Source organism: Methylorubrum podarium, assembly GCF_040270385.1.
GTDB classification, from domain to species: domain Bacteria; phylum Pseudomonadota; class Alphaproteobacteria; order Rhizobiales; family Beijerinckiaceae; genus Methylobacterium; species Methylobacterium podarium.
Genome location: NZ_JBELQE010000025.1, coordinates 20981 through 41196, shown reverse-complemented (window position 1 = coordinate 41196; position 20216 = coordinate 20981). Strand labels below are relative to the sequence as shown.

Annotated in this window: 15 protein-coding genes; 7 read left to right on the top strand and 8 right to left on the bottom strand. The window is 72.7% G+C overall.

The window, feature by feature from the left end; all coding sequences use genetic code 11:
* Positions 1-151: 151 nt before the first annotated feature.
* The 5 genes from ABS772_RS03705 to ABS772_RS03685 form a co-directional block, all read right to left on the bottom strand.
* Positions 152-958 (bottom strand): fructosamine kinase family protein, encoded by an 807-nt coding sequence (locus ABS772_RS03705; protein WP_350392266.1) that lies wholly within the window; start codon positions 956-958, stop codon positions 152-154.
* Positions 955-1428: a low molecular weight protein-tyrosine-phosphatase gene (locus ABS772_RS03700; protein ID WP_350392265.1), complete on the bottom strand. Its 474-nt coding sequence runs from the start codon at positions 1426-1428 to the stop codon at positions 955-957. The genes ABS772_RS03705 and ABS772_RS03700 overlap by 4 nt, the downstream gene beginning before the upstream one ends.
* Positions 1429-1443: 15 nt before the next feature.
* Positions 1444-1641: a DUF2283 domain-containing protein gene (locus ABS772_RS03695; protein WP_350392263.1), complete on the bottom strand. Its 198-nt coding sequence runs from the start codon at positions 1639-1641 to the stop codon at positions 1444-1446.
* A 114-nt stretch (positions 1642-1755) separates the two neighbouring features.
* The gene (locus tag ABS772_RS03690) at positions 1756-3588 is read right to left on the bottom strand and encodes an aminopeptidase P family protein (RefSeq protein ID WP_350392261.1); all 1833 of its coding nucleotides are present in this window, start codon (positions 3586-3588) and stop codon (positions 1756-1758) included.
* A 41-nt stretch (positions 3589-3629) separates the two neighbouring features.
* Entirely contained in the window at positions 3630-4547 is a 918-nt protein-coding gene (locus ABS772_RS03685) for a 50S ribosomal protein L11 methyltransferase (protein WP_350392259.1), read from the bottom strand.
* A 312-nt stretch (positions 4548-4859) separates the two neighbouring features.
* Here ABS772_RS03685 and ABS772_RS03680 point away from each other — a divergent pair, with 312 nt between their 5' ends.
* Together ABS772_RS03680 and ABS772_RS03675 are read left to right on the top strand one after the other, a co-directional pair.
* On the top strand, positions 4860-5060 hold the full coding sequence (locus tag ABS772_RS03680) for a hypothetical protein (protein ID WP_350392257.1): 201 nt from the start codon (positions 4860-4862) through the stop codon (positions 5058-5060).
* Between the two features lie 105 nt (positions 5061-5165).
* Positions 5166-5336, top strand: a complete 171-nt coding sequence (locus ABS772_RS03675; RefSeq protein WP_350392255.1) for a hypothetical protein — start codon at positions 5166-5168, stop codon at positions 5334-5336.
* A gap of 186 nt (positions 5337-5522) precedes the next feature.
* Here ABS772_RS03675 and ABS772_RS03670 read toward each other — a convergent pair whose 3' ends face one another.
* Entirely contained in the window at positions 5523-6047 is a 525-nt protein-coding gene (locus tag ABS772_RS03670) for a hypothetical protein (protein ID WP_350392254.1), read from the bottom strand.
* A gap of 256 nt (positions 6048-6303) precedes the next feature.
* Between ABS772_RS03670 and argC the strand changes: the two genes are divergently transcribed.
* Together argC and ABS772_RS03660 are read left to right on the top strand one after the other, a co-directional pair.
* Positions 6304-7248, top strand: coding sequence for an N-acetyl-gamma-glutamyl-phosphate reductase (gene argC / locus ABS772_RS03665; protein WP_350392252.1), 945 nt, complete (start codon positions 6304-6306; stop codon positions 7246-7248).
* Between the two features lie 864 nt (positions 7249-8112).
* Entirely contained in the window at positions 8113-8637 is a 525-nt protein-coding gene (locus ABS772_RS03660; RefSeq protein ID WP_238257436.1) for a MucR family transcriptional regulator, read from the top strand.
* 162 nt (positions 8638-8799) lie between these two features.
* On the opposite strand, the gene ABS772_RS03655 is transcribed toward ABS772_RS03660, so the two are convergent.
* Entirely contained in the window at positions 8800-9909 is a 1110-nt protein-coding gene (locus ABS772_RS03655; RefSeq protein ID WP_350392268.1) for an NUDIX hydrolase, read from the bottom strand.
* Between the two features lie 155 nt (positions 9910-10064).
* Between ABS772_RS03655 and thiE the strand changes: the two genes are divergently transcribed.
* The 3 genes from thiE to ABS772_RS03640 all read left to right on the top strand — a co-directional run bounded on the left by thiE (position 10065) and on the right by ABS772_RS03640 (position 12456).
* Entirely contained in the window at positions 10065-10802 is a 738-nt protein-coding gene (gene thiE / locus ABS772_RS03650; protein ID WP_350392249.1) for a thiamine phosphate synthase, read from the top strand.
* A 40-nt stretch (positions 10803-10842) separates the two neighbouring features.
* A complete protein-coding gene (gene thiD / locus ABS772_RS03645; protein ID WP_350392248.1) occupies positions 10843-11649 on the top strand; it encodes a bifunctional hydroxymethylpyrimidine kinase/phosphomethylpyrimidine kinase in 807 nt (268 codons plus the stop codon).
* A 177-nt stretch (positions 11650-11826) separates the two neighbouring features.
* Positions 11827-12456, top strand: a complete 630-nt coding sequence (locus tag ABS772_RS03640; protein WP_350392246.1) for a helix-turn-helix domain-containing protein — start codon at positions 11827-11829, stop codon at positions 12454-12456.
* Positions 12457-12554: 98 nt separating this feature from the next.
* On the opposite strand, the gene ABS772_RS03635 is transcribed toward ABS772_RS03640, so the two are convergent.
* Positions 12555-19928, bottom strand: a complete 7374-nt coding sequence (locus tag ABS772_RS03635; protein ID WP_350392244.1) for an apolipoprotein A-IV repeat region-like domain-containing protein — start codon at positions 19926-19928, stop codon at positions 12555-12557.
* Positions 19929-20216: the final 288 nt, after the last annotated feature.

Genomic DNA, 20216 nt, shown 5'->3' with positions numbered 1-20216 from the left:
CCTCTCCTCCCCCTTGTGGGGAGGAGGCAGGAGGTGGGGGTGGTTCAGGATGAGGCGGTGCGGTGCCTTCTGCACCACCCCCACCCCGAGCCCCTCCCCACAAGGGGGAGGGGACAGGCCAAGCTCTGACCAAAGTGATCGACCAGCCCGGTCAGACGCCGGCCGCCTCGAGAAACCCCTCGACCATGCCGCGGTAGCCGGCGCCGAACAGGCGCCAATGCACCAGCGCCGGCCAGAGCTTGTAGATCGGCGCACGCTCCGCCGCGCCGGGCTCGGGCGCTCCGTAGGCCGCGTGGAAGGCGGGGCCGGGACGGCCGAACAGCGCCAGCATCGCCAGATCGACCTCGGCATGGCCGTAGTAGCAGGCCGGATCGATCAGCCCCGAGACCCGGTCGCCGGCGTAAAGGACGTTGCCGCCCCACAGGTCGCCGTGGAGCAGGGCGGCGCGGGGCCGCTCCGGCAGGCGGTTCCCCAAATCGTCCGCCAGCCGCTCGATCCGCCGGACCAGCGGGGCGGGGAGGTGGCCGGCATGGCAGAGCAGGCGATGTTTCGCCCAGAAGGCGGGCCAGTCGTCGCCCCACGCGTTCGCGATGACCACGGAACCGAAGGCGTAATCGGCGTGCCAGCCGTAGCGCTCGCCCTCGGCGGCGTGCAGGCGGGCGACGACCCGGCCGAGATCGGCCTCGGCGCCCGGCCCGGCGCCTGTATCGGGCAGGGATTCGAGCACGAGCACAGCCTCGTCCGCGGCGAGAACGGCGGGCGCCGGCGCGCCGGCCGCGGCGATGGCCGCGAGCATCCGGGCCTCCTCCCGCGGCGCCGGCCCGGACTTGGCCACGGCCTCGCGCCCATCCTCCAGCCGCAGACGGACGCATTGGGACAGGTCGCCGCCCGCCATCGGCCGGGCCTCGGCGAGGGGGACGCCGAGCAGGTCCGCCGCGCGCCCGGCGAGGTCGCTCATTCCGGCGCCGCGATCCGGCGGACGAGGGCGCGGGCGCCCGCGCTCACGTCGGCCCAAGTGGTGTCGAAGCCCGCCTCCGCCCCGTAATAGGGATCGGCCACGGGCTCGCCCGCACGGCCCGGCACGTGATCGAGGAGCAGGCTCAGCTCGGCCCGCGACCCGGCGGGCCGCAGGGCGCGCAGCTTGGCGAGATTGGCGAGATCCAGGGCGACGACGTGGTCGAAGCGCTCGAAATCGGCCGGCGTGACCTGACGCCCGCGATAGCCCGCGATGTCGACGCCGTTCGCCCGCGCCACCGCGATCGCGCGGGGATCGGGCGGCTCGCCCACGTGCCAGTCGCCGGTGCCGGCGGAGTCGACCATGACGGCGAGGCCGGCCCGCTCCGCCTCGCGCCGGAAGGCCGCCTCGGCCAGGGGCGAACGGCAGATGTTGCCCAGGCACACGAACAAGATGGCGGGAGGCCGGGCCACGGCGGATATCGTCCCTCAGGCCGCCGTCAGGGCAGCAGGGTCGGTCCCGCTCGCCAGATGCTCGGTCGCGTCCAGGATTTCGAGGGCGACGATCCGGCCCTCGGCAGCGAAATCGAGCACGATTCCGGGCCGCACCTCCTCGCTCTCGACGATCGTCGTCTCGGTGAAGCGGAGGTAGAGCGCGTCGGTCTCGGCATCGTAGCGGCTCTTCACGGCTTCCTCCTCCTGCCGCGATTAAGGAACATCGTCACGACGCGGGCGCCACCGGGGATCGGAACGCATACCACACGCAGCACGCGCCCGTCGCGCTCGGGCAATGCCCGGCGCCTATCCGGCGCCAAGGGGCCGCGTCGCCATCTCCAGCCACTCCCGCGTCGGTCCGTCGAGGTCGGGAGCGAGCGCCGCGCGCACCCGCGCGTGGTAGGCGTCGAGCCAAGCGGTGTCGGCCGCGCCGAGCAGGGCGGGATCGATCAGCCGCCGGTCGATGGGGGCCAGCGTCAGGGTCTCGAAGCCGAGCATCGGGCGGTCGGCACCGGGAATCGTCCGCGCCTCGACCAGGATCAGGTTCTCGATGCGGATGCCGTAGGCGCGGCTGCGGTAATAGCCCGGCTCGTTCGAGAGGATCATGCCGGGCTTGAGGGCGACCGTACCGGTCTTGGCGATGCGCTGCGGCCCCTCGTGGACCGAGAGGAATGCGCCGACGCCGTGGCCGGTGCCGTGGTCGTAATCGAGCCCCGCCTCCCACAGGCTCATCCGGGCGAAGGCGTCGATCTGCGCCCCCGTGGTCCCGTCGGGGAAGACGGCGCGGGCGATGGCGATGTGGCCCTTTAGCACGCGGGTGAAGCGGTCGCGCATCTCGTCGGTCGGCGTGCCGATTGCGACGGTGCGGGTGATGTCGGTGGTGCCGTCGGCGTATTGCGCGCCGGAATCGATCAGGAAGAGTTCGCCGGGCCGCGCGGTGCGGTCGGTGGCGCGGGTGACGCGATAGTGCACGATGGCGCCGTTCGGGCCGGAGCCGGAGATGGTCGGGAAGGAGACGTCGCGCAGCAGGCCGCCCTCGCTGCGAAAATCCTCCAGCGCCTCGACGGCGGCGATCTCGCTCACGCCCTCGGCGGCGGCGCGGTCGAGCCAGGCGAGGAAGCGCGTCACGGCCAGCCCATCGCGGTGGTGGGCGGCGCGGGTTCCGGCGATCTCGGCGGCGTTCTTGACCGCCTTCATCGCGGTGACCGGGTCGGCGCCGACATCGGCGACGCCCCCGGCCGCCTCGACGCGGTCCTTGAGCGCCGCCGCCCCCGTCGCCGCATCGAGCCGCACCCGCGCGGCCTTCGTGCACAGGCCGGCCAGATCCTCGGCGAAGGCGGCCCGCGGTCGGAGGTCGGCCAGCGGCTCCAGGGCGGCGCGCAGGTCGAAATCGACCGCCTGCGAGGTGAGGTAGAGGGCGGCCCGCCCCTCGCGGGGGACGAGCGCGTAGCCGAGCGCCAGCGGCGTGTGCGGGATGTCGGCCCCGCGCAGGTTGAACGCCCAGGCGAGGTTGTGCGGATCGGAGACGACGAGGAGGTCGATCCCGCCCTCGGCCAGGGCGGCGCGGATCCGGGCGAGCTTCTCGGGCACCGTCTCGCCGGCCAGAGCGTCGGGATGGGCCGCGACGCGGCCCGCCGGCGGCCGGGGCCGGCCGGCCCAGACCGCGTCCACGAGGTTGTCCGGCACGGCGCGGAGCGACGCCCCCGCCTTCAGGGCGGCGCGTTCCAGGCGGGCGACGCCGTCGGGCGTGTGGAGCCAGGGATCGTAGGCGAGGACCTGGCCCGGCTTCAGATGGGCGCCGAGCCACGCCTCCGGCGTCGACTCGGCGAGCGGCACCACGGTGATCGTCCCGGTCTCGACCTGCTCCGGCGCCTGGAGGGTGTAGCGGCCATCGACGAACAGGGCGGCCTCGTCGGCGAGCACGATCGCCAAGCCGGCCGAGCCGGTGAAGCCGGTGAGCCAAGCGAGCCGCTCGGCATTGGCGGGCACGTACTCGGATTGGTGCTCGTCGGCCCGCGGCACGACGAAGCCGTCGGCGCGGATCTCCCGCAGGGCGGCGCGCAGGGCCTCGATCCGCTCGGGCCCCTTGGCGTGGCTCGGATCGTCGAAGGTCTGGAAGCGGGGAGGGGAGGTCGTCATGGCGGAAACCTACCGCGTCGAACGCCCCCGCGACACCCGTCTCAGCGCGGACGCGCCGCCGCCCCGCCCCGGCGCAGCACCAGCGTCGCCCATCCCTCGATCACGCCGGAGCGGGCGAGGTGGAAGCCGCGGTGGCGGTAGGTCGAGAGCACGCCCGGCACGTCGCGCTCGATCAGGCCGGAGAGGATCAGCACGCCGTCATCGGCCACCACGGCGGTCAGCGACGGCGCGAGCCGCTTGAGCGGGCGGGCCAGGATGTTGGCGAACACCACGTCGAAACCGCGGGGACGGTTCGCCAGCGCGTGGCGCACGCCCGGCGCGTGGTAGAGGCGCAGATACGGTCCGAGCCCGTTGAGGCGGGCATTGCCGCGGGCGGTCGTCACCGCCTCCGGGTCGAGGTCGCCGGCGATCACGGGCGTATGCAGCGCCTTGGCGGCGGCGAAGCCCAAAATGCCGGTGCCGGTGCCGACATCGAGGACGCGGGCCGGGCGCCGCCGCTTCAGTTCGTCCACCAGCGCCCGCAGGCAGCCCAGCGTGGTGCCGTGGTGGCCGGTGCCGAAGGCGAGCGCCGCCTCGATCTCGATGGCGAGGTCGTTGGCCCGCACATGATGCCGGTCGTGGCCGCCATGGACGAGGAAACGGCCGGCGCGGACGGGCTTCAGCCCCTCCAGCGAGGCGCGCACCCAATCCTGCTGATCGATGGTCTCGAAGGCGGCCTCGTCGGCCTGCGCGCCGACGACCGGCCGGATCAGGTCGCGGATCATCTCCGCGTCGGGCTCCTCCGAGAAGTAGGCTTCGAGCCGCCACGCGCCGGTCTCCTCCACCTCGAAGGCGGCGACCGCCGTCTCCATCGGGTCGAACATCTCGCCCAGGAGCTCGGTCATGGTGCGAGCGGAGGGCTCGTCCGTGATCAGGCGCAGGACGTGCGTGGGTCGGTGCGGCGGCAGACCTTCGAGCATGGAGCGCCCTCTACCACCCGCGCGCCGGGAGAGCCACGGGCTTCACACGCGCCTCATCCGCAATCGCACGATGGGGACGTCGCGTTTGTTATGTCACACGCAAGGTGGAATGTGCCTAATCCACAAGCATATTGTCGAATTTGTAGACGAGACGGGCGGAACCGGATCCGAAAGGTCGCGTTCTCACGGTCCGAAGCGTTTCGTGCAGACCCCTCGCCGGGTCTCAAAACCGGCGGGGCCGCAGCCGATGGCGGCTGTGCCCGGGCGCTTCCCGGTCTCGTTCATCGTGGGCTGTTGAGTTCCCGTCGCGTCATGACACCCAGATCTGTCCGCCGTCGGTCCCCCGTCATCGTGAAGCGCGAGCCGCGGTCCGACCGCCGTCGCGCCGCGAGCGTGGATATCCTCGCCCCGGACACCCTGGAGGCGCCGCTGCCCGGCCCGCTGCTCGTGCTGTTGAGCCGGCTCCACCGCGCTGAGGTGACGCCCGCGCCGGAACCCGATACCGCCGCCTGACACCGCCGCGGCGCGGGCGGGAACTCCGACCGCTCCGGATCACTTCTGTTCCCGCCCTGTCCGGCCCGGCGGCGATCCGGGCCCGCATCGAGAAAGGATCGGTCGATGGCCGTGGTATCGAGCAAGATCTTCGAAGAGGGCAGGGCCGCGAAGGCCAAGGGTCAGCCCGACTCCACCAATCCCTACGAGGCGGGTTCGCAGGAGAGCCTCGACTGGCTCGAAGGCTACACCGCCGACGAGCCCGAGCCCTCGGCCGCCGGACCGTCCGACGACTGACGGGCGCACGCCGCCCTCGGCCGCCCCCGCCGCGTGGCCGCGGCGGTACCTTCTGCACCACCCCCGCCCCGAACCCCTCCCACAAGGGGGAGGGGACAGACCATGCTCCGACCGAAACGATCGGCCGGAAGCCGTGTCGGACCGGTCGTCAGGGCGGATGCCTCCGTCCTCGCCGGTCCGCACTTCTCAGGCGGAGAGGGCGCGCTCCAGTTCGCCCTTGGTCATCTTCGAGCGGCCGGGGATGTCCTGCTTGCGGGCCTTCTGCATCAGCTCCGCCTTGGTGGCGCCGCTCCCGCCCTTATTCGAAGTCTTGCCGGTCTTGCGGGCGGAGGCCGCCTTCTTCGCCACGTCGGCGGGCTGCTTCGAGTGCTGCCGGCCCTTGGCGGAATCGGCGCGTTTCTTGGCGGTGGAGCGGCTATACTCGGAATCGGACAGCTTCTCGCGCGCCTTCTTGGGCAGGTAGCGCTCGCCGGTCGTGCCGCTCTCCTTGCCCGACTTCGTGTCCCACTCCTCGTCGGTCCATTGCTTGAGGTGGTTGTCGTCGGACTTCTTGCCGGCGTAGCCGCCGCCTTCCTTCTTGTACTCGCTGGTGGCCATCTGCGCCTTGCGGGCGGACCACTGGCCGGGCTTGCCGCCCTTGGACGATTGCGTGACCTCCTTCTTCACCTTGTCCCACAGCTTCGGATCGGTCTTCTTCGCGGTTCCTGACATCGGTTTCGCCTCCTCAGCGACATTCGGCTGTCAACAGAAGGCGTCATCCTGAGTTCCGGCCGCGCCGAACCTGTCCACCGACCGGCGACGTCCGCGAGCGGCCTGCCGCGCAATCGCCGGAGACGTTGACAGGGGAGGACGAAGCTTCCACCTCCCCCGCCACCGGCGAATCGTGTTGCAGGACGCGCCCGGTGCGGGCGCGCGTCCGCGCCCTGTGTCAGAGCGGCCCGGATCGGGGCCGAGCGAGGATTTTGCGATGTCCGACGGCGTCAGCGCCCCGAAGGTGTTCATCGATGGCGAGGCCGGCACCACCGGCCTCGGCATCCGCGAGCGCCTGGAACGCGACGGCAGGGTGCGCCTCGTCAGCATTCCGCACGAGAGCCGGAAGGACGCGGGCGTGAAGCGGGCGATCCTGGAAGAGGTCGACCTCGTCGTCCTCTGCCTGCCCGACGACGCCTCCCGCGAGACCGCCGCCCTGGCCGACGGCCTGTCCGGGGGCGGCCCGAAGCTGCTCGATGCCAGCACCGCCCACCGCATCGCGCCGGGCTGGGTCTACGGTTTCGCCGAGATGGCGCCGGAGCAGGCCGACGCGATCCGCGGCGCGCGCCGGGTCGCCAATCCCGGCTGCTACCCGACCGGGGCGATCGCGCTGCTGCGTCCCTTGGTCGAGCGCGGCCTGATCCCGTCGGATCATCCGGTCAGCATCAACGCGGTGAGCGGCTATAGCGGCGGCGGCCGCAGCATGATCGAGAGCTACGAGCGCGGGGAGGGCGCCCCGTTCCAGCTCTACGGTCTCGGCTTCGGCCACAAGCACCTGCCGGAGATCGAAGCCTATAGCCGTCTGACCCGGCGGCCGATCTTCATCCCCTCCGTCGGCAACTTCCGGCAAGGCATGCTGGTCAGCATCCCGCTGCATCTCGGCGCCCTGCCCGGCCATCCGACGCCGGGCGACCTGGAGGAGGCGCTGGCCGATTGGTACGCGGACACCCCGCTGGTGAAGGTCGTGCGCGGCGCGGAGGAAGGCGCCCACCGCGAGCGCATCGAGCCGGAAGCCCTCAACGACACCGACCAGCTCGAATTGCGGGTCTTCGGCTCCGACAGCCACGGTCAGGCCGTTCTGGTCGGGCGCCTCGACAATCTCGGCAAGGGCGCCTCGGGGGCGGCGGTGCAGAATCTCGGCCTGATGCTAGGCCTCGACTGATCTCCGGATCAGTCCGGCCCGAGGATCGACGCGATCATCCGTTCCAGCGAAGGAGACCCGGCACGGCGCGGCTCGCGCGGTGTCGGGGCCGCATCATCATTGTGCGTTGGCAAAGCGAGGCGGGACGAGGCGACGCAAAGACCTGCGCGCTGAGCCGAGCCCGCTCAGCAACACTCCTGGGAATCTTTGCAAGACCCGGTCGTCCGTCGGCGGTACCGGTCCGAGCTATCGACGCAGGAATACTGTCTCGGGGAGATCGGAGTTCGCCGTCTCTGAACCAGAGCTCCCTGTACCAGCAAACAGATAGCGCCTTCGACGGTCGGCTCCCAATTATAGACAACCGCCCCTCGTACTTCCGGTTGATCGGAGCGCATCTTCACCGGTTCAGAAACGAAACGGCACGTTTTGATCCGGAGAAATCGTCCCGCTGATCCGATTCCGGTGGCGGCAATCCACAGAAAATACGTAGGCCTGCGGCGGGATGTCGCAATCAAACCGCGTCGTTCGCGGTGATGCCGACGCGACGAGCGGAGGCTCGGCAGGTCTCCGCCGCCGACGCTTGAAACACCGGGCGAAGCAAAATCTCAACCCGTTGGCACAGCATCATTTTCCAAAAGCCGACAGGTACGATCTTAACATTTGAAATAGTTCACGCCGCTCTTCCGGCTCAGCCGCAAGGTGGGCTCAATCGTTTTTTTCCGCAGTGTCGCATCGGCGATTTTTCCACTCGACCTGCACAGAAACGCGCGCGTCGCTCCATTTTCTTCGACCTGACTGCGCGCGAATTCAGTGGCGATGTCTTGCTCCTCCGCGGCTCTGAGCTTACCGTCTTCCAGGTAATCCTCCTGCACAGAAGATCGCGCCATGGAAACCAGTGAACAGGATGCGGAATCGGCCCGCCTCGTTACCCTCACGGCCGATGTCGTTTCTGCCTATGTCAGCAACAATCACGTCCAGAGTGCCGAGCTTCCGAAGCTTCTCGGGGAGGTGCACGAGGCAATCCGCTCCGTCACCATGAGCGGGCGCCCGTCCGCCGAGACCGGCCCGCCCAAGGCGACGCCGCAGGAGATCCGCAAGTCGATCAGCCACGACTTCCTGGTCAGCTTCGAGGACGGCAAGCCCTACAAGACGCTGCGCCGTCACCTCACCCTGCGCGGTCTCTCGCCGGAGCAGTATCGGGCGAAGTGGGGCCTGCCCAACGACTACCCCATGACCTCGGCGAGCTATTCGGAGCAGCGCTCCGAGCTGGCGCGGGCCCTCGGGCTCGGTCAGCAGCGCCGTCGGGCCGCCGAGCCGGAGGCCGCGCCCGAGCCGGTGGCCGCCGAGCCGGAGGCCGCCCCGGAGAAGAAGCGCCGCGCCCCGCGCCGCAAGAAGGAAGCGCAGGCCTGAGGCCGGGTCGGCGTCGATGATGGGGGCTCGGCAGTGCCGGGCCCACCGGACGTTTCATACCGTGTGCGGCTGATCACCCTGGGTTTGGCCCTACTCCGTCATCGCGAGGCGGAGCCGCGGCGATGACAAACAAACGACCGAAGCGATCAACCGGATGGCGTGTCACACCGTCCGCCGCGACGGGGTGAGCCGTACGCCGGGCGCCGGGCGCTCCAGGAGAACCTCCCGGCGGAAGCGCACCAGCCGGGCCGGGCGTCCGGCGTTGCCGCTGGTGAGCGCCTCGGTCTCCTCGACCAGCCCCTGCTGCGCCACGAGGCGGCGGAAGTTCTGCTTGTGCAGCCGCGTGCCCGAGAGCGCCTCGACCGTGCGCTGAAGCTGCAGCAGGGTGAAGGCCGGCGGCATCAGCTCGAATACGACCGGGCGATACTTGATCTTGCCGCGCAGGCGGCCGATCGCGGTGGCGAGCACCCGGCGGTGGTCGTGGGCCATCGGCTGGCCGGTGATCGCGAGGTCGTCGGGCACGGCGGCGCCGTGCTGTCCCTTGGCCTCCGGGATCAGGCCGGCCTCGAACAGCAACTCGTAGCGCTCCAGCACCCGCTCCTCGTTCCAGGCGCCGCCGATGCCGAAGCTGAGGCCGACCCGGTCCTCGCGCAGGCGCCGGAGCTTCGGGTCGGAGGCGGCGGCGACCCAGGTCATCAGCCGCGGCTCGATCGCGGCGAGCGCCGGGGGCCGCCCCTCGCGAAAATCTTCCCAGGGCAGGTAGCGGTACCAGTTGCGCCACGCGGCCTCGGCGAGACCCGCCGGGCGCAGCTCGCGCACCAGGGCGAGATAGGCGACCGAGAGCAGGTGCACGCCGTGCTGCCCGCCCTCCCGGTCGCGGTCGCCGAAGGTGTAGAGCTGCTCGACATAGCCGAGGCGCTGGTGGGTCTGCTGCTCCACCCAGGCGCGAAGGCCCCGCTCCAGGGTGGCGTGCTCCGGCACCAGCGGGCCGGCGGGCAGGGCGCTCTCGCGGCCCTTGGCTTGGCCGGCGACCTGCACGGTGAGCGCGCGCGGCTCCCCGTCCGTCGCCGCGACGATCACGGCGACGAGTCCCACCGAGGAAGCGCTGGCGGCGCGCCTCTCCTTGTCCGCCGCGGCGGCGGTCACACCCGGTTCGGCCGTGCTCATGTGTTCGTCGGCCTTCAGCCCCTCTCCTCGGGCATCCCCTCGGCGGCGGAAGCGGTTCCGGCCCGTACCCCTTCGCTCTTGCCGGATCGGCCCCGGCACCGTCAACGGAGGCCACGGCCTCATCCGCAAGAGGTTTCGATTGCAAGCGGTTTCCAGGGCGCGTGCCGGCACGGTCGCCGCGGCGGGCCGATCCTGCTAGACGGGCGGAGGGTTTCAGCGCGGGGAGCGGCCATGGCGCTCGGACGGGACAGGGGGTCGGCATGAGCATCGGGGCAGGGCTCGGCACAGGGCTCGGTTCGTCCCGGCCGTCGGCGGGGCGCGCGGTGGACCTGCGCCTCTACGGCATCCTCGATGTCGGCGTGCTGGGTGAGGACGCGGCGGCGCTCGCCGCGCTCGCGGCCGAGGCCGTGGCCGGAGGCGCCACCCTGCTCCAGTACCGCGACAAGGATCTCACCAGCGCCCGCGCGGCGCTGGCGCGGATCCGGGCGATCCATGCGGCGGTCGCGGGCCGGGCCCCGCTCCTCGTCAACGATCGGGTCGATCTCGCGCTCGCCGCGGGCGTCGAGGGCGTGCATCTCGGCCAATCCGATCTCCACCCGGAGGAGGCGCGCCGCCTGCTCGGGTCCCGCGCCGTCATCGGACTCACCGTGAAGACCGGTGCCCAGGCCGACGAGCTCTACCGGCTCCCGATCGACTACGCCTGCATCGGCGGCGTCTTCGCCACCACCAGCAAGGACAACCCGGACCCGCCGGTCGGCCTCGACGGGCTGCAGCGGATCGTGTTCCGCGCCCGGCTCGCCCGGGGCCAGGCCCTTCCGCTCGGCGCGATCGCCGGGATCGACGCCAGCAACGCGGCCTCCGTGATCCGGGCGGGCGCCGACGGGGTGGCGCTGATCGGCGCGCTGTTCAAGGGCGGCGCCACGGAGGCCAAGGCACGGGACCTGCTGGCGCGGGTCGATGAGGCGCTCGGGCAGCGCGGGGCTGCGGGAACAGGTTAGAAGAGGTCGATACCAGAAGAACAGACGACGGGAGACGCCCATGACTGCCATCGCCCTGACCATCGCCGGCTCGGATTCGAGCGGGGGCGCCGGCATCCAAGCCGACCTCAAGACCTTCGCGGCCCTGCACGTCTACGGCGCCAGCGTCGTCACCGCGCTCACCGCGCAGAACACCCGCGGCGTGCAGGCGATCCACGACGTGCCGGCGGACTTCGTCGCCGCGCAGATCGACTCGGTGTTCTCCGACCTCGCGGTCGGCGCGGTGAAGATCGGCATGCTCTCGCATCCCGCGACGATCCGGGCGGTGGCTGAGGGACTGCGGCGGCACGCCGCCGGCATCCCCGTGGTGCTCGATCCCGTCATGGTGGCCACCAGCGGCGACCGGCTGATCTCGCAGGAGGCCGTCGAGATCCTCCGCAGCGAGCTGATGCCGCTCGCCGTCGTCGTCACCCCCAACCTGCCGGAGGCCGCGACCCTGCTCGACGAAGGGCAGGCGGAGCACGATAACGAGGCGGTGGCGCAGGGGCGGCGGCTGCTGGCGCGCGGGGCGCGGGCGGTGCTGATCAAGGGCGGCCACGGCGAGGGCCGGGAGAGCGTCGATCACCTGATCGCCGCGGACGGGACCTTGCGCCGGTTCGCGGCGCCCCGCATCGAGACCCGCAACAGCCACGGCACGGGCTGCACCCTCTCGGCCGCCGTGGCGGCCGGGCTCGCCCGCGGCCAGGGGCTGACCGAGGCGGTGGGAACCGCGAAGACCTACGTCACGGCGGCGATCCGCGCCGCGGATTCGGTGCCCGTCGGCCACGGCCACGGCCCGCTCCACCACTTCTACGCGCTCTGGCGATAGCTCCGCGCCGGGTCGAAACCGGGCCTGCGGCCTCGTTTTGCGTTTGACAGATCAAACGCTCGTTCGGATAACGGAACGCCTTTCGGTGCCCCGCCCACGACTTCGTGACCCGATCCGCCCGCGAGGGTGTGGTCGGCGCGCGGATGGCGCGGCGGGCACTCTCACCGGACCGACGTGATGCAGGACATAGCGGCAAGCCTCGAGCGCGGACGGCCGAAGGATCTCGCCAGCGGTGCGCAGGTGCTCTCGGGCCAACTCGGCAAGACGATCCAGCGCCTGCGCAAGGCCTACAACCTCTCCCTCTCCGAACTCGCCGAGCAGTCCGGCGTGGCGAAGTCGATCATCAGCCAGATCGAGCGCAACGAGACCAACCCGACGCTGGCCACGATCTGGCGGCTGAGCCAGGCGCTCGACGTCTCGATCGAGCGGGTTCTCGCCACCTCCGACGAGGAGCCGTTCATCGAGCGCTTCTCCCGCGCCGACACGCCGCGGCTCGTCTCCGACGACGGCAAGGTGCGGCTCGCCATCATCGGCTGGATCAAGACCGTCGAGTGGCTGCAATGGTACGACGTCACCGCCGATGCCGGCGGGGTGCTCGAATCCGACGCGCATCAGCGCGGCTCGGTCGAGTCGCTGTCGGTGCTGGAGGGCAGCTTCGAGGTCGAGGTCGGCGGCGAGGTGCAGCGGGCCAATGCCGGCGAGACCCTGCGCTACCGCTGCGACCGTCCCCACAGCATCCGCTGCCTCGGCGACGAACCCGGCCGGGCGACGATGGTGGTCATCATGAAGGCCGCCGTGATGGAGTGAGGCGGCACCCTCGCCACGACGGCACCGAATAGAAAAGGCCCCCGTCGCGCGCGCGACGGGGGCCTTTTTCGTCGGAGCCCCGGTCGAGGGTTACGGCCTCACGCCTCGTCGAACCGGCCGCTGGCATGGGCGAGCATGGTGTAGACCTTACCCGTCTCCGAGGTGAGGTAGGCGTCCGCGCGCTTGGTGTCGCGGTCGTTCTTCGTCACCTCGCCGAGCAGCCGCTCGAACTCGCCGACGTATCGATCGACCGTGCGGCGGAACTCGGCATCCGCCCGGTAACGGCGCTGGATCTGCTCGAAGGTCTGGCGGCCCTGTGCCGTGTAGAGGCGGCCGTCGAACAGGTTCGCGTCGCCCCGGCGGTAGCGCTGCCAGAACTCGGCCGAGGCCTGGTGGTCCACCATCCGGGCGATGTCGGTCGAGATCGCGTCGAGCGAGATCCGCTCCACCGGCCCCTTCGCCTCGGGTGCCGGAGCCGGAGCGGGGGCCGCCTCGGCGCCGTCGTCGTCGATCGAGGCGCGGGTCAGGAGATCGGACAGCCAGCCGCGGTTGTCGCGGGTGCCGGGCCGCCCCTGGACCGCTCCTTGGGCCGTTCCTTGGACCGCTCCTTGGACCGCCCCCTGACCACCGCCCTGAGCGGCGGCCGGGCTCGTCGGACGCGCGGGGGCGGCGGACGGAGCCGACGCCTGGGGCCGCGATGCCGTCGGTGCCGCGCTACGGGCCGGCGCAGGAGCCGGCTGCGGCGCCGGGATCGAGGCCGGGATCGGAGCCGAGGCGGCGCGGCCGGCCTCGGCCGTCCGGCGCTGCTCGACCGCGCGGGCCTGCGCCGCCGGCTGGGCGACATCGACCGAGCGGTTGGAGCGGGCGACGAGTGCCGCCAGCTCGTTCAGCGCGTCGATCTGCTCGGCCACGACGCGACGCATCTCGCTCGTCGCGTCCTGCGTCTCGCGGGGCAGGTCGAGGACGCCGCGCTGCAGGTCGGCGCGGGTCGCGTCGAGCTCGCGGCGGATCTCGGTGGCCATCGCGTTCATCCGCGCGACCGAGTCGCCGAACTGGCCGGAGGCGGCCGTGAAGCTCTCCATCATCTTGGCCGACGCCGCCTCGATGGCGCTGCGGACCGCCGCCGCCGTGCGGGCGCTCTCCTCGTCGGCGCCGCTGCGCAGGCGCTCGAAATCGCCCGCCACCGCCGTGCCGGCCTCGCGGGCCGCGCGGGCCACGCTCTCGCTGAGTTCGCGGGCGCGGGCCTCGGCCGCGCGCAGCGTCTCCTCGATCACGCTGCCGAAGCGGCCGGTCTGGGCCTCGATGGCCTGGCTGCGCTCCTCGAGGCGGGACAGCACCGCCTCGACCACCGCCTGCCGGCTCGACAGGCTCTCGGCGAGGCGGCCCTCCACCGCCTCCAGGGTGCCGGCGGCCTCGGTGAGGGCGCCGACATTGGTGCCGGTGCGCTCCACCAGCGCCTTGCCGCGGGCGTCCAGGGTCTCGGCGAGATCGGAGGCCTGGGCGAGCGCCCCCTGCGAGGCTTCGCGCAGGGCCACGACCTGCGTCGAGACCCGGTCGGAGGCCTGCGCCGTGTCGGCGGCGACCCGGTCCAGGGACGCCTGGATCTGCTCGACGCGGGCCGCGAGCCCGTGCTCGACGGCGGCCAGGTTGTCGGAGGCGCCGCCGACGAGGGCCTTGAGCGCGTCGTTGGCGCTCTCGATCCGGGTCAGGAAGCCCGCGACGTCGTGGCGGACCCGCTCATTCGCCTGGGCGACGGTGCCGGCGGAGGCTTCCGCCCCTTCGTCCAGGGCCGCGCGCAGGGCCTTGGCCGACTCGACGGTGCGGACCACGATGGCGTCGGTCCGCTCGCGCAGGGCCTCGACCAGCGGCGCGCCCTTGTCGGCGATGAGCCGGTCGAGCGCCTGCTCGCGCTCGGCGAGGGCCTCGGCCAGCGCCGCGGCCGGCCCGTCGATCAGGCGGGCCAGCGCCCCGTTGCGCTGATCCATCGTCTCGGCCAGCGCCTCGGCACGGGCCTGGACCTCGGAGGCGTGACGGTGGGCGCGCTCCTCCAGCATCCGGCCCATCCGGGCGATGCCCTCTTCTACCAGCGCCGCGTAGGCGGTCTGGCGCTCGTCGAGGGTCTCGGTGAGGGCCGTCTGCCGCGCGGCCCGCTCGTCGAGCGCCGCGACCAGCCGGGCGGTGCCGCCGTCGATGAGCGCCGCGTAGGCCTCCTTCTGGCGGTCGAACGCCTCGGCCAGCACCGCGTGGCGACGCGCCCGCTCTTCCAGCGCGGAGACCATGCGGGCGGTGCCCTGCTCGATCAGCGTGGCGTAGGCGTCCCGCTGCCCGTCGAACGCCTCGGTGAGGGCGGCCTGCCGCTGGGCGCGCTCGTCCAGCGCCGCCGCGATGCGGGCGGTGCCGGCCTCGATCAGGTCGGCGATGGCCTTCTGGCGCTCCTCGACCGTCTCGAACTGGGCCCCGTGCTGGCGGGCGCGCTCGTCGAGCGCAGCGACCATGCGGGCCGTGCCCTCGTCGATCTGGGCGGCGTAGGCGTCCTGGCGCTCGTCGAAGGCGTCGGCCAGGGCGTTGGCGCGGCTCGCCACCACGGTGGCGAAGGCGCGCAGGCGCGCGTCGATGCGGGCGGTGAACGCCTCGCTGCGGCTGTCGACGGCCTGCGTCAGGGCGGCGGACTGGTTCTCCACGACCTGCGCGAAGGCGCTGCCGCGGCTCTCGACCAGCCCGTCGAGCCCGCGCATGCGCTCGTCGAACAGGGTGGCCAGCGCCTTGATCTGGGCGTCGAGGCGACCGGTCAGCGCCGCCGAGCTCTCGTCCACCAGGGAGCCGAGGGTGGCGTGGATCTCGTCGAACAGGCGGCGCAGCTCCTGCGCCCGCGTCTCGACGCTCTGGGCGACCTGCTGGCCGCGTCCGTCCACGAGCTCGCCGAGGACGCCGAGGCGCTCGTCGAACAGGGTGGCGAGGCCGCGCGTGCGGGCATCGACCTCGCCGGTCGCGCGGCCGATGCCGCCCTCCAGCGTCTCGACGAACAGGCGCGCGCCTTCGGTCAGCGCCGCCTGGAGCGGCAGGATACGGCCCTGGAAGCCCTCGTCGAGGTGGCCGGCATGGCCGTCGAGCAGCCCGCGGATCTCGGCCGTACGGTGATCGAGGATCTCCTGAACCGTGCGAGCCCGCTCCTCGAGGGTCGCGCGCAGGGTATCGTTGCGGGCGTCGAGCATGGCGCGGATCTCGCCCGCCCGGCTGTCGAGCAGGTCCTGGACCGTGCGGGCCGGTTCCTCCAGGGCGGAGCGCAGGGCGTCGAGGCCGGCATCGAACTCGCCGCGGACATGGCCGGCACTGCCGTCCACGAGCGCGCGCAGGTCGTCCGTGCGGTGGTCGAGCAGGGTGCGGAGCTCGTCCGCCCGGGTTTCGAGGGCTTGGCCGAGGCGGCCCGCACCCTCGCCCAGGAGGCCGTCGACCTGCCCCATGAGATCGCGCAGGGCGGTGAGCAGCGCGGTGCCGCGGCGGTCGAGCAGGGCGCCCAGCGACGCGCCGCCCTGTTCCAGGGCCTGGGTGATGTCGGCGAGGCGGCCGTCGAGCCCTTCCACCGCCGAGCGGTTGCGCTGGTCGAGGTCGGCGGCGAGCGCGCCGCCGCGCTCGTCGAACAGGTGGTTGAGGCTCTCGGCCCGCTCGTCGAACAGCCGGGCGATGGCCTCGACATGGCCGCCGAGCGCCTCGACCGCGAGGCCGCTGCGGCGCTCCAGCAGGGCGACGAGGTCGCGGATCCGGCCGGTCAGCTCGCCGTCGATGGTGCGGGTGCGGCTCTCGATCAGGCGCACCGCCTCGAGCGCCTGGATGCCGAAGGAATCGTCGAGGTGGCGCGTGCGCTCCTCCAGCGTGCCGTTGAGGGCATCGAGGCGCGCGACCACGCCGGAATCGAAGCGCTCGGCGCCCTCGTCGAGGCGGCGGGCGAGGTCCTGCGTCGTGTGTTCGAGCCGCTCGGCGATCTCGGCGGCGCGGGCGGCGAGCACGTCGCCGACGGAGCGGCCGCGGTCGGCGATGTCCTGCGCACTGCCTTCGATGCGCCGGTCGAGGGCATCGACGAGGATGCGGTTGCCCTCGTCCAGGGTGCGGGCGATCTCGGAGGCGCGCAGCACCAGGGTCTCGTTGAGGGCGTTGGCGCGGGCGCCGAGCCGCGTGTCGACATGGCCGACGAGGGCCGCGAAGCTCTCGCCGATCTCGGCGGCGCGCCGGGCCGAGACGGATTCCATCTCGGCGAGCCGCGCCTCGACGGTGTCGCCGGCGAGGCGGGCGCGCTCGGCCAGGGAGTCGGCCAGCGCGCTGCCCTGCACGGCGATGATCCGGTCGATCTCGGTGAGGCGGGAATCCAGGGTGTCGCCGAGCGTCCGCGCGTTCCCGGCGATCCGGTCGGCGAGGATGTCGCCGCGGGCGATGGTTTCCTGCAGGGCGGCGAGCCGGCTGCCCAGCGCCTCCTCGACCGCGCGGGCGCGGCTGTCGGCGGTTTCGACGAAGGCGGCGTGGCTGCGGTGGAGCGCGTCGCCGACCTGCGACACGTGGCCGGCGATGGCAAGCGCCACCTCGCGGCCGGCGCCTTCGAGCCGGGTCTGGGCCTCGTCGGACTGGCTGGCGATCAGGGCGGCGGCGCCGCGGCCGTGATGGCCGAAACGCTCCTCCAGGGTCGCCAGGCGGGCGTCGAGATCGGAGCCGACGCCCTCGGCGGTGCGCGACAGGATCTGCGCCGCGGACTCGCCGCGGGCGGACAGCTCCTCGCCGATCCGGGCCAGCGCGTCGCGCAGGCTCCGCAGCGATTCCTCGGTGCGCGTGCCGACCTCGCCGCCGACGCGCTCGGCGGTCCGGGTCAGCGCCTCCGTGATCTCGGCGCTGCGGCCGTCGATCTCCGCGCGGATCTGGCCGAGCAGGTCGCGCAGGCCCTGCGCCGAAAGGTCGGCACGGCTGCCGATCTCGCCGCCGGCCTGCGTCGCCGCCAGCGACAGCGCCACGCTCGCCTCGGAGCCGCGCAGGGCGATCTCGTCGGCGACCTGCCGCAGGAGATCCTGGAGCGCGTGCATCGACTGGTCGGTGCGGTCGCCGATCTCGCCGCCGGCATGGGCCGCGGCGAGCGCCAGGGCACCGGTCGCCTCGGCGCTGCGGGCGGTGAGTTCGTCGGCCATCCGCTGGATCGCGGCGTGGAGCGTCTGCGAGGCGCTCTCGCTGCGGCTGCCCAACTCCCCGCCGACGCGCTCGGCGGCGGCCTGGAACCGGCCGACCACGTCGTCCGAGCGGGTCTCGACGGCGGCGGCGGCCTCGTCGGCTGCCCGGCGCAGGGTCTCGGCGGCCTCGGCGAAGCGCGCGGCGACCAGGGCGGCCTGCGCCTGCGCGGCGCCCGACGTCTCCTCGGCGGTGTGCAGCATCCGCGCGGTCGATTCCGCGGTGCGCTCGGCGAGCAGGCCGCTCACGGTCTCGGCGGCCTCGCGCAGGCGGCGCTCCAGCGCCTCGACGCTCGCGCCGACGGAGGCGGTCGCGGCCTCGGTGTTGCGGCGGATGCCGTCCTGGGCGGCCCCGGTGCGGGCGTCGAGATCCTCGGAGAGCCGCGCCACGGAGTCGCGCAGGCTCTCGGCGGTGCCGGTCACGTTCGCGGCGAAGGCGGAGCCGAGCCCGGCCAGCGCCTGCTCGACGGTGGCGGCCGCCTGGGCCGCGCGCTCGTTCATCAGGCCGGCGACCCGCTCGCCCGCCGCGTCGAGGTTCGAGGCGAGCGCGCCGCCCTGGACGGCGATGACGTCGTCGACGCGGGTCGCCGCCGCCTCGATGCGGCCGGCGAGTTCGAGGCCGCGTCCGTCCACGGTCTCGGCCGCGCGGGTGGCGGCCGCCAGGAACACTTCGCGCACGCCGTCGATGCGGGCCGAGAAGTTGTCGGCGACGCTGCCGGCGGTGAGCGCCAGGGCGGCCTGGGCGTCGCGCCCGCGTCCCTCGATCAGTTCGGAGACGCCGGCGCCGGCGGCCTCGATCTCGGTGCGCAGCGAGGCGCCGCGGGCGGCGATGTCCTCGGCGATCGCCGCGCCGGTGGCGGCGAAGTGGCGGCTCAGGCCCTCGCCGGTCTCGGCGAAGCGGGCGGTGATCGTGCCGCCGGTCTGCGCGAAGCGCTCGGTCAGCTCGGTCCCGCGCGAGAGGAAAGCCTCCTCCAGGCCCTTGGTCGAGCGCTCGAAGGTCTCGCGCACGGCGCCGCCCTGGCGGTCGAGCGCCTCGATCAGGCCGGTGCCGGTCTCGGACAGGGACTGGGCGACGGCGCCCGCGTTGTCGGCGAGCGTGCGGGTGAGCGCCCCGCCGGTGCGCTCGAAGGCCTGCGTCACCTCGTCGGCGCGCTGCTGCAGCGCGGTGGTGAGGTTGGTGCCGATCTCCTCGAGGCCGCCGCGGACGCCCTCGCTGGTGGCGGTGAGCTGGCGGATCAGGTCGTCGCCGCGGGTCGAGACGTTGCCGACCACCCGCTCGCCGACCTCGCCGAGCGCCTCGGTGATCGCGGTGCCGCGGGCGTCGAGCGCCCCGGTCACGCGCTCGCCCGCGTCGTTGATCGCCGCGACGATGCGCTCGGCCGCGCCCTCCAGCTCGCTCGACAGGTTCTCGTGCGAGCCGGTGATCGCCCCGCGCACCCGGTCGGCGCTGCCGACGATGGACTCGCGCTGGGCGATCAGCTCGTCGACGAGGCTGCGGATGCGGATCTCGTTGTCGGAATAGGCCCGTTCCAGGGTCGAGATCTCGCCGCGCACCAGGGTCTCGAGCTCGCCCGCGCGGGCGAGCGCCCGCTCCACGCCGTCGCCGACGGCGGCGACCTCGCGGCGCACGGTCTGCGACATGGTCAGCACCGCGTCGGTCGAGAAGCTCTCGGGCTCGGCCAGCCGGATCGCCACCTCGCCGACGGCGCGGGCGACGAGGCGCATCTCGTGCGCGCGCACCGCCAGCATCGCCGTGATCAGGAACAGCACGATCGGCCCGGCGATGGCGGTGGCCACCACCGCCGCCTGGAGCGCGGTGAGCCCGGTGACGAAGGTCTTCAGGTCGCCGCCGGACTGGTTCCAGGCGAGCGCGACCAGGCCGTTGAGCCAGAGGAAGGAGGCGATGGCGGCGACGAGGTAGGGCTTGCGCGAGGGCCGCACCCGCAGCGTCTGCTGCAGGATGCCGATGTTCTGGCGGTCGTCGTTGGCCACCAGCGAGCGGTCGGGGGGCAGGAGGCCGCCCTCGCGGCGCGAGCGCCCGCGCTCCGGCAGGGGAATGTCCGAGGCGGACGGGTCGATGTCGAGGTTCGGGGTGCGGCGTCCCCCGGCCTCGGAGAAGGGATCGGCCAGCGGGTCGCCGTCGCCGACATCGGGGAGGCGGGGCTCGACGCGGGCGGTCTCGCCCGGCGCCGGAATGTCCAGATTCAAAGCCTGCTCGATCGCGGAGAGGGCCGCCTCCGCCGGATCCTTCAGCTTCTTCTCGGTGGCCATGCAACCCTCGTACGCATCGCCGTCCATGGCGGAGCTCGCGCTCTCCGCAATGGAGACGGATTTACCCGACGTCCCACGGGACCTTAGTCTCTTGGAACATGCACCCGATACCCGATCGGCCCGGCGCACCCAAGAAACCTTAACGGAATGGTTACCAAGCCGGGTCCCGTGATCCGGCATCCGCCTCAAGTTCTGACGCCTGCAGGCAGAAACGGGTACGCCCCGGCCGGCCCTGCGCTGTGGATAGCCGGCGCCACCCACAGGCGGGTCGGCGTGCCGAGCCTAATC

Coding starts and splice junctions, on each gene's coding strand:
- thiD (WP_350392248.1), top strand. CDS start 10,843: ATGACTGCCATCGCCCTGACCATCGCCGGCTCGGATTCGAGCGGGGGC.
- thiE (WP_350392249.1), top strand. CDS start 10,065: ATGAGCATCGGGGCAGGGCTCGGCACAGGGCTCGGTTCGTCCCGGCCG.
- argC (WP_350392252.1), top strand. CDS start 6,304: ATGTCCGACGGCGTCAGCGCCCCGAAGGTGTTCATCGATGGCGAGGCC.
- ABS772_RS03680 (WP_350392257.1), top strand. CDS start 4,860: ATGACACCCAGATCTGTCCGCCGTCGGTCCCCCGTCATCGTGAAGCGC.
- ABS772_RS03690 (WP_350392261.1), bottom strand. CDS start 3,588: ATGACGACCTCCCCTCCCCGCTTCCAGACCTTCGACGATCCGAGCCAC.
- ABS772_RS03675 (WP_350392255.1), top strand. CDS start 5,166: ATGGCCGTGGTATCGAGCAAGATCTTCGAAGAGGGCAGGGCCGCGAAG.
- ABS772_RS03635 (WP_350392244.1), bottom strand. CDS start 19,928: ATGGCCACCGAGAAGAAGCTGAAGGATCCGGCGGAGGCGGCCCTCTCC.
- ABS772_RS03670 (WP_350392254.1), bottom strand. CDS start 6,047: ATGTCAGGAACCGCGAAGAAGACCGATCCGAAGCTGTGGGACAAGGTG.
- ABS772_RS03705 (WP_350392266.1), bottom strand. CDS start 958: ATGAGCGACCTCGCCGGGCGCGCGGCGGACCTGCTCGGCGTCCCCCTC.
- ABS772_RS03685 (WP_350392259.1), bottom strand. CDS start 4,547: ATGCTCGAAGGTCTGCCGCCGCACCGACCCACGCACGTCCTGCGCCTG.
- ABS772_RS03660 (WP_238257436.1), top strand. CDS start 8,113: ATGGAAACCAGTGAACAGGATGCGGAATCGGCCCGCCTCGTTACCCTC.
- ABS772_RS03640 (WP_350392246.1), top strand. CDS start 11,827: ATGCAGGACATAGCGGCAAGCCTCGAGCGCGGACGGCCGAAGGATCTC.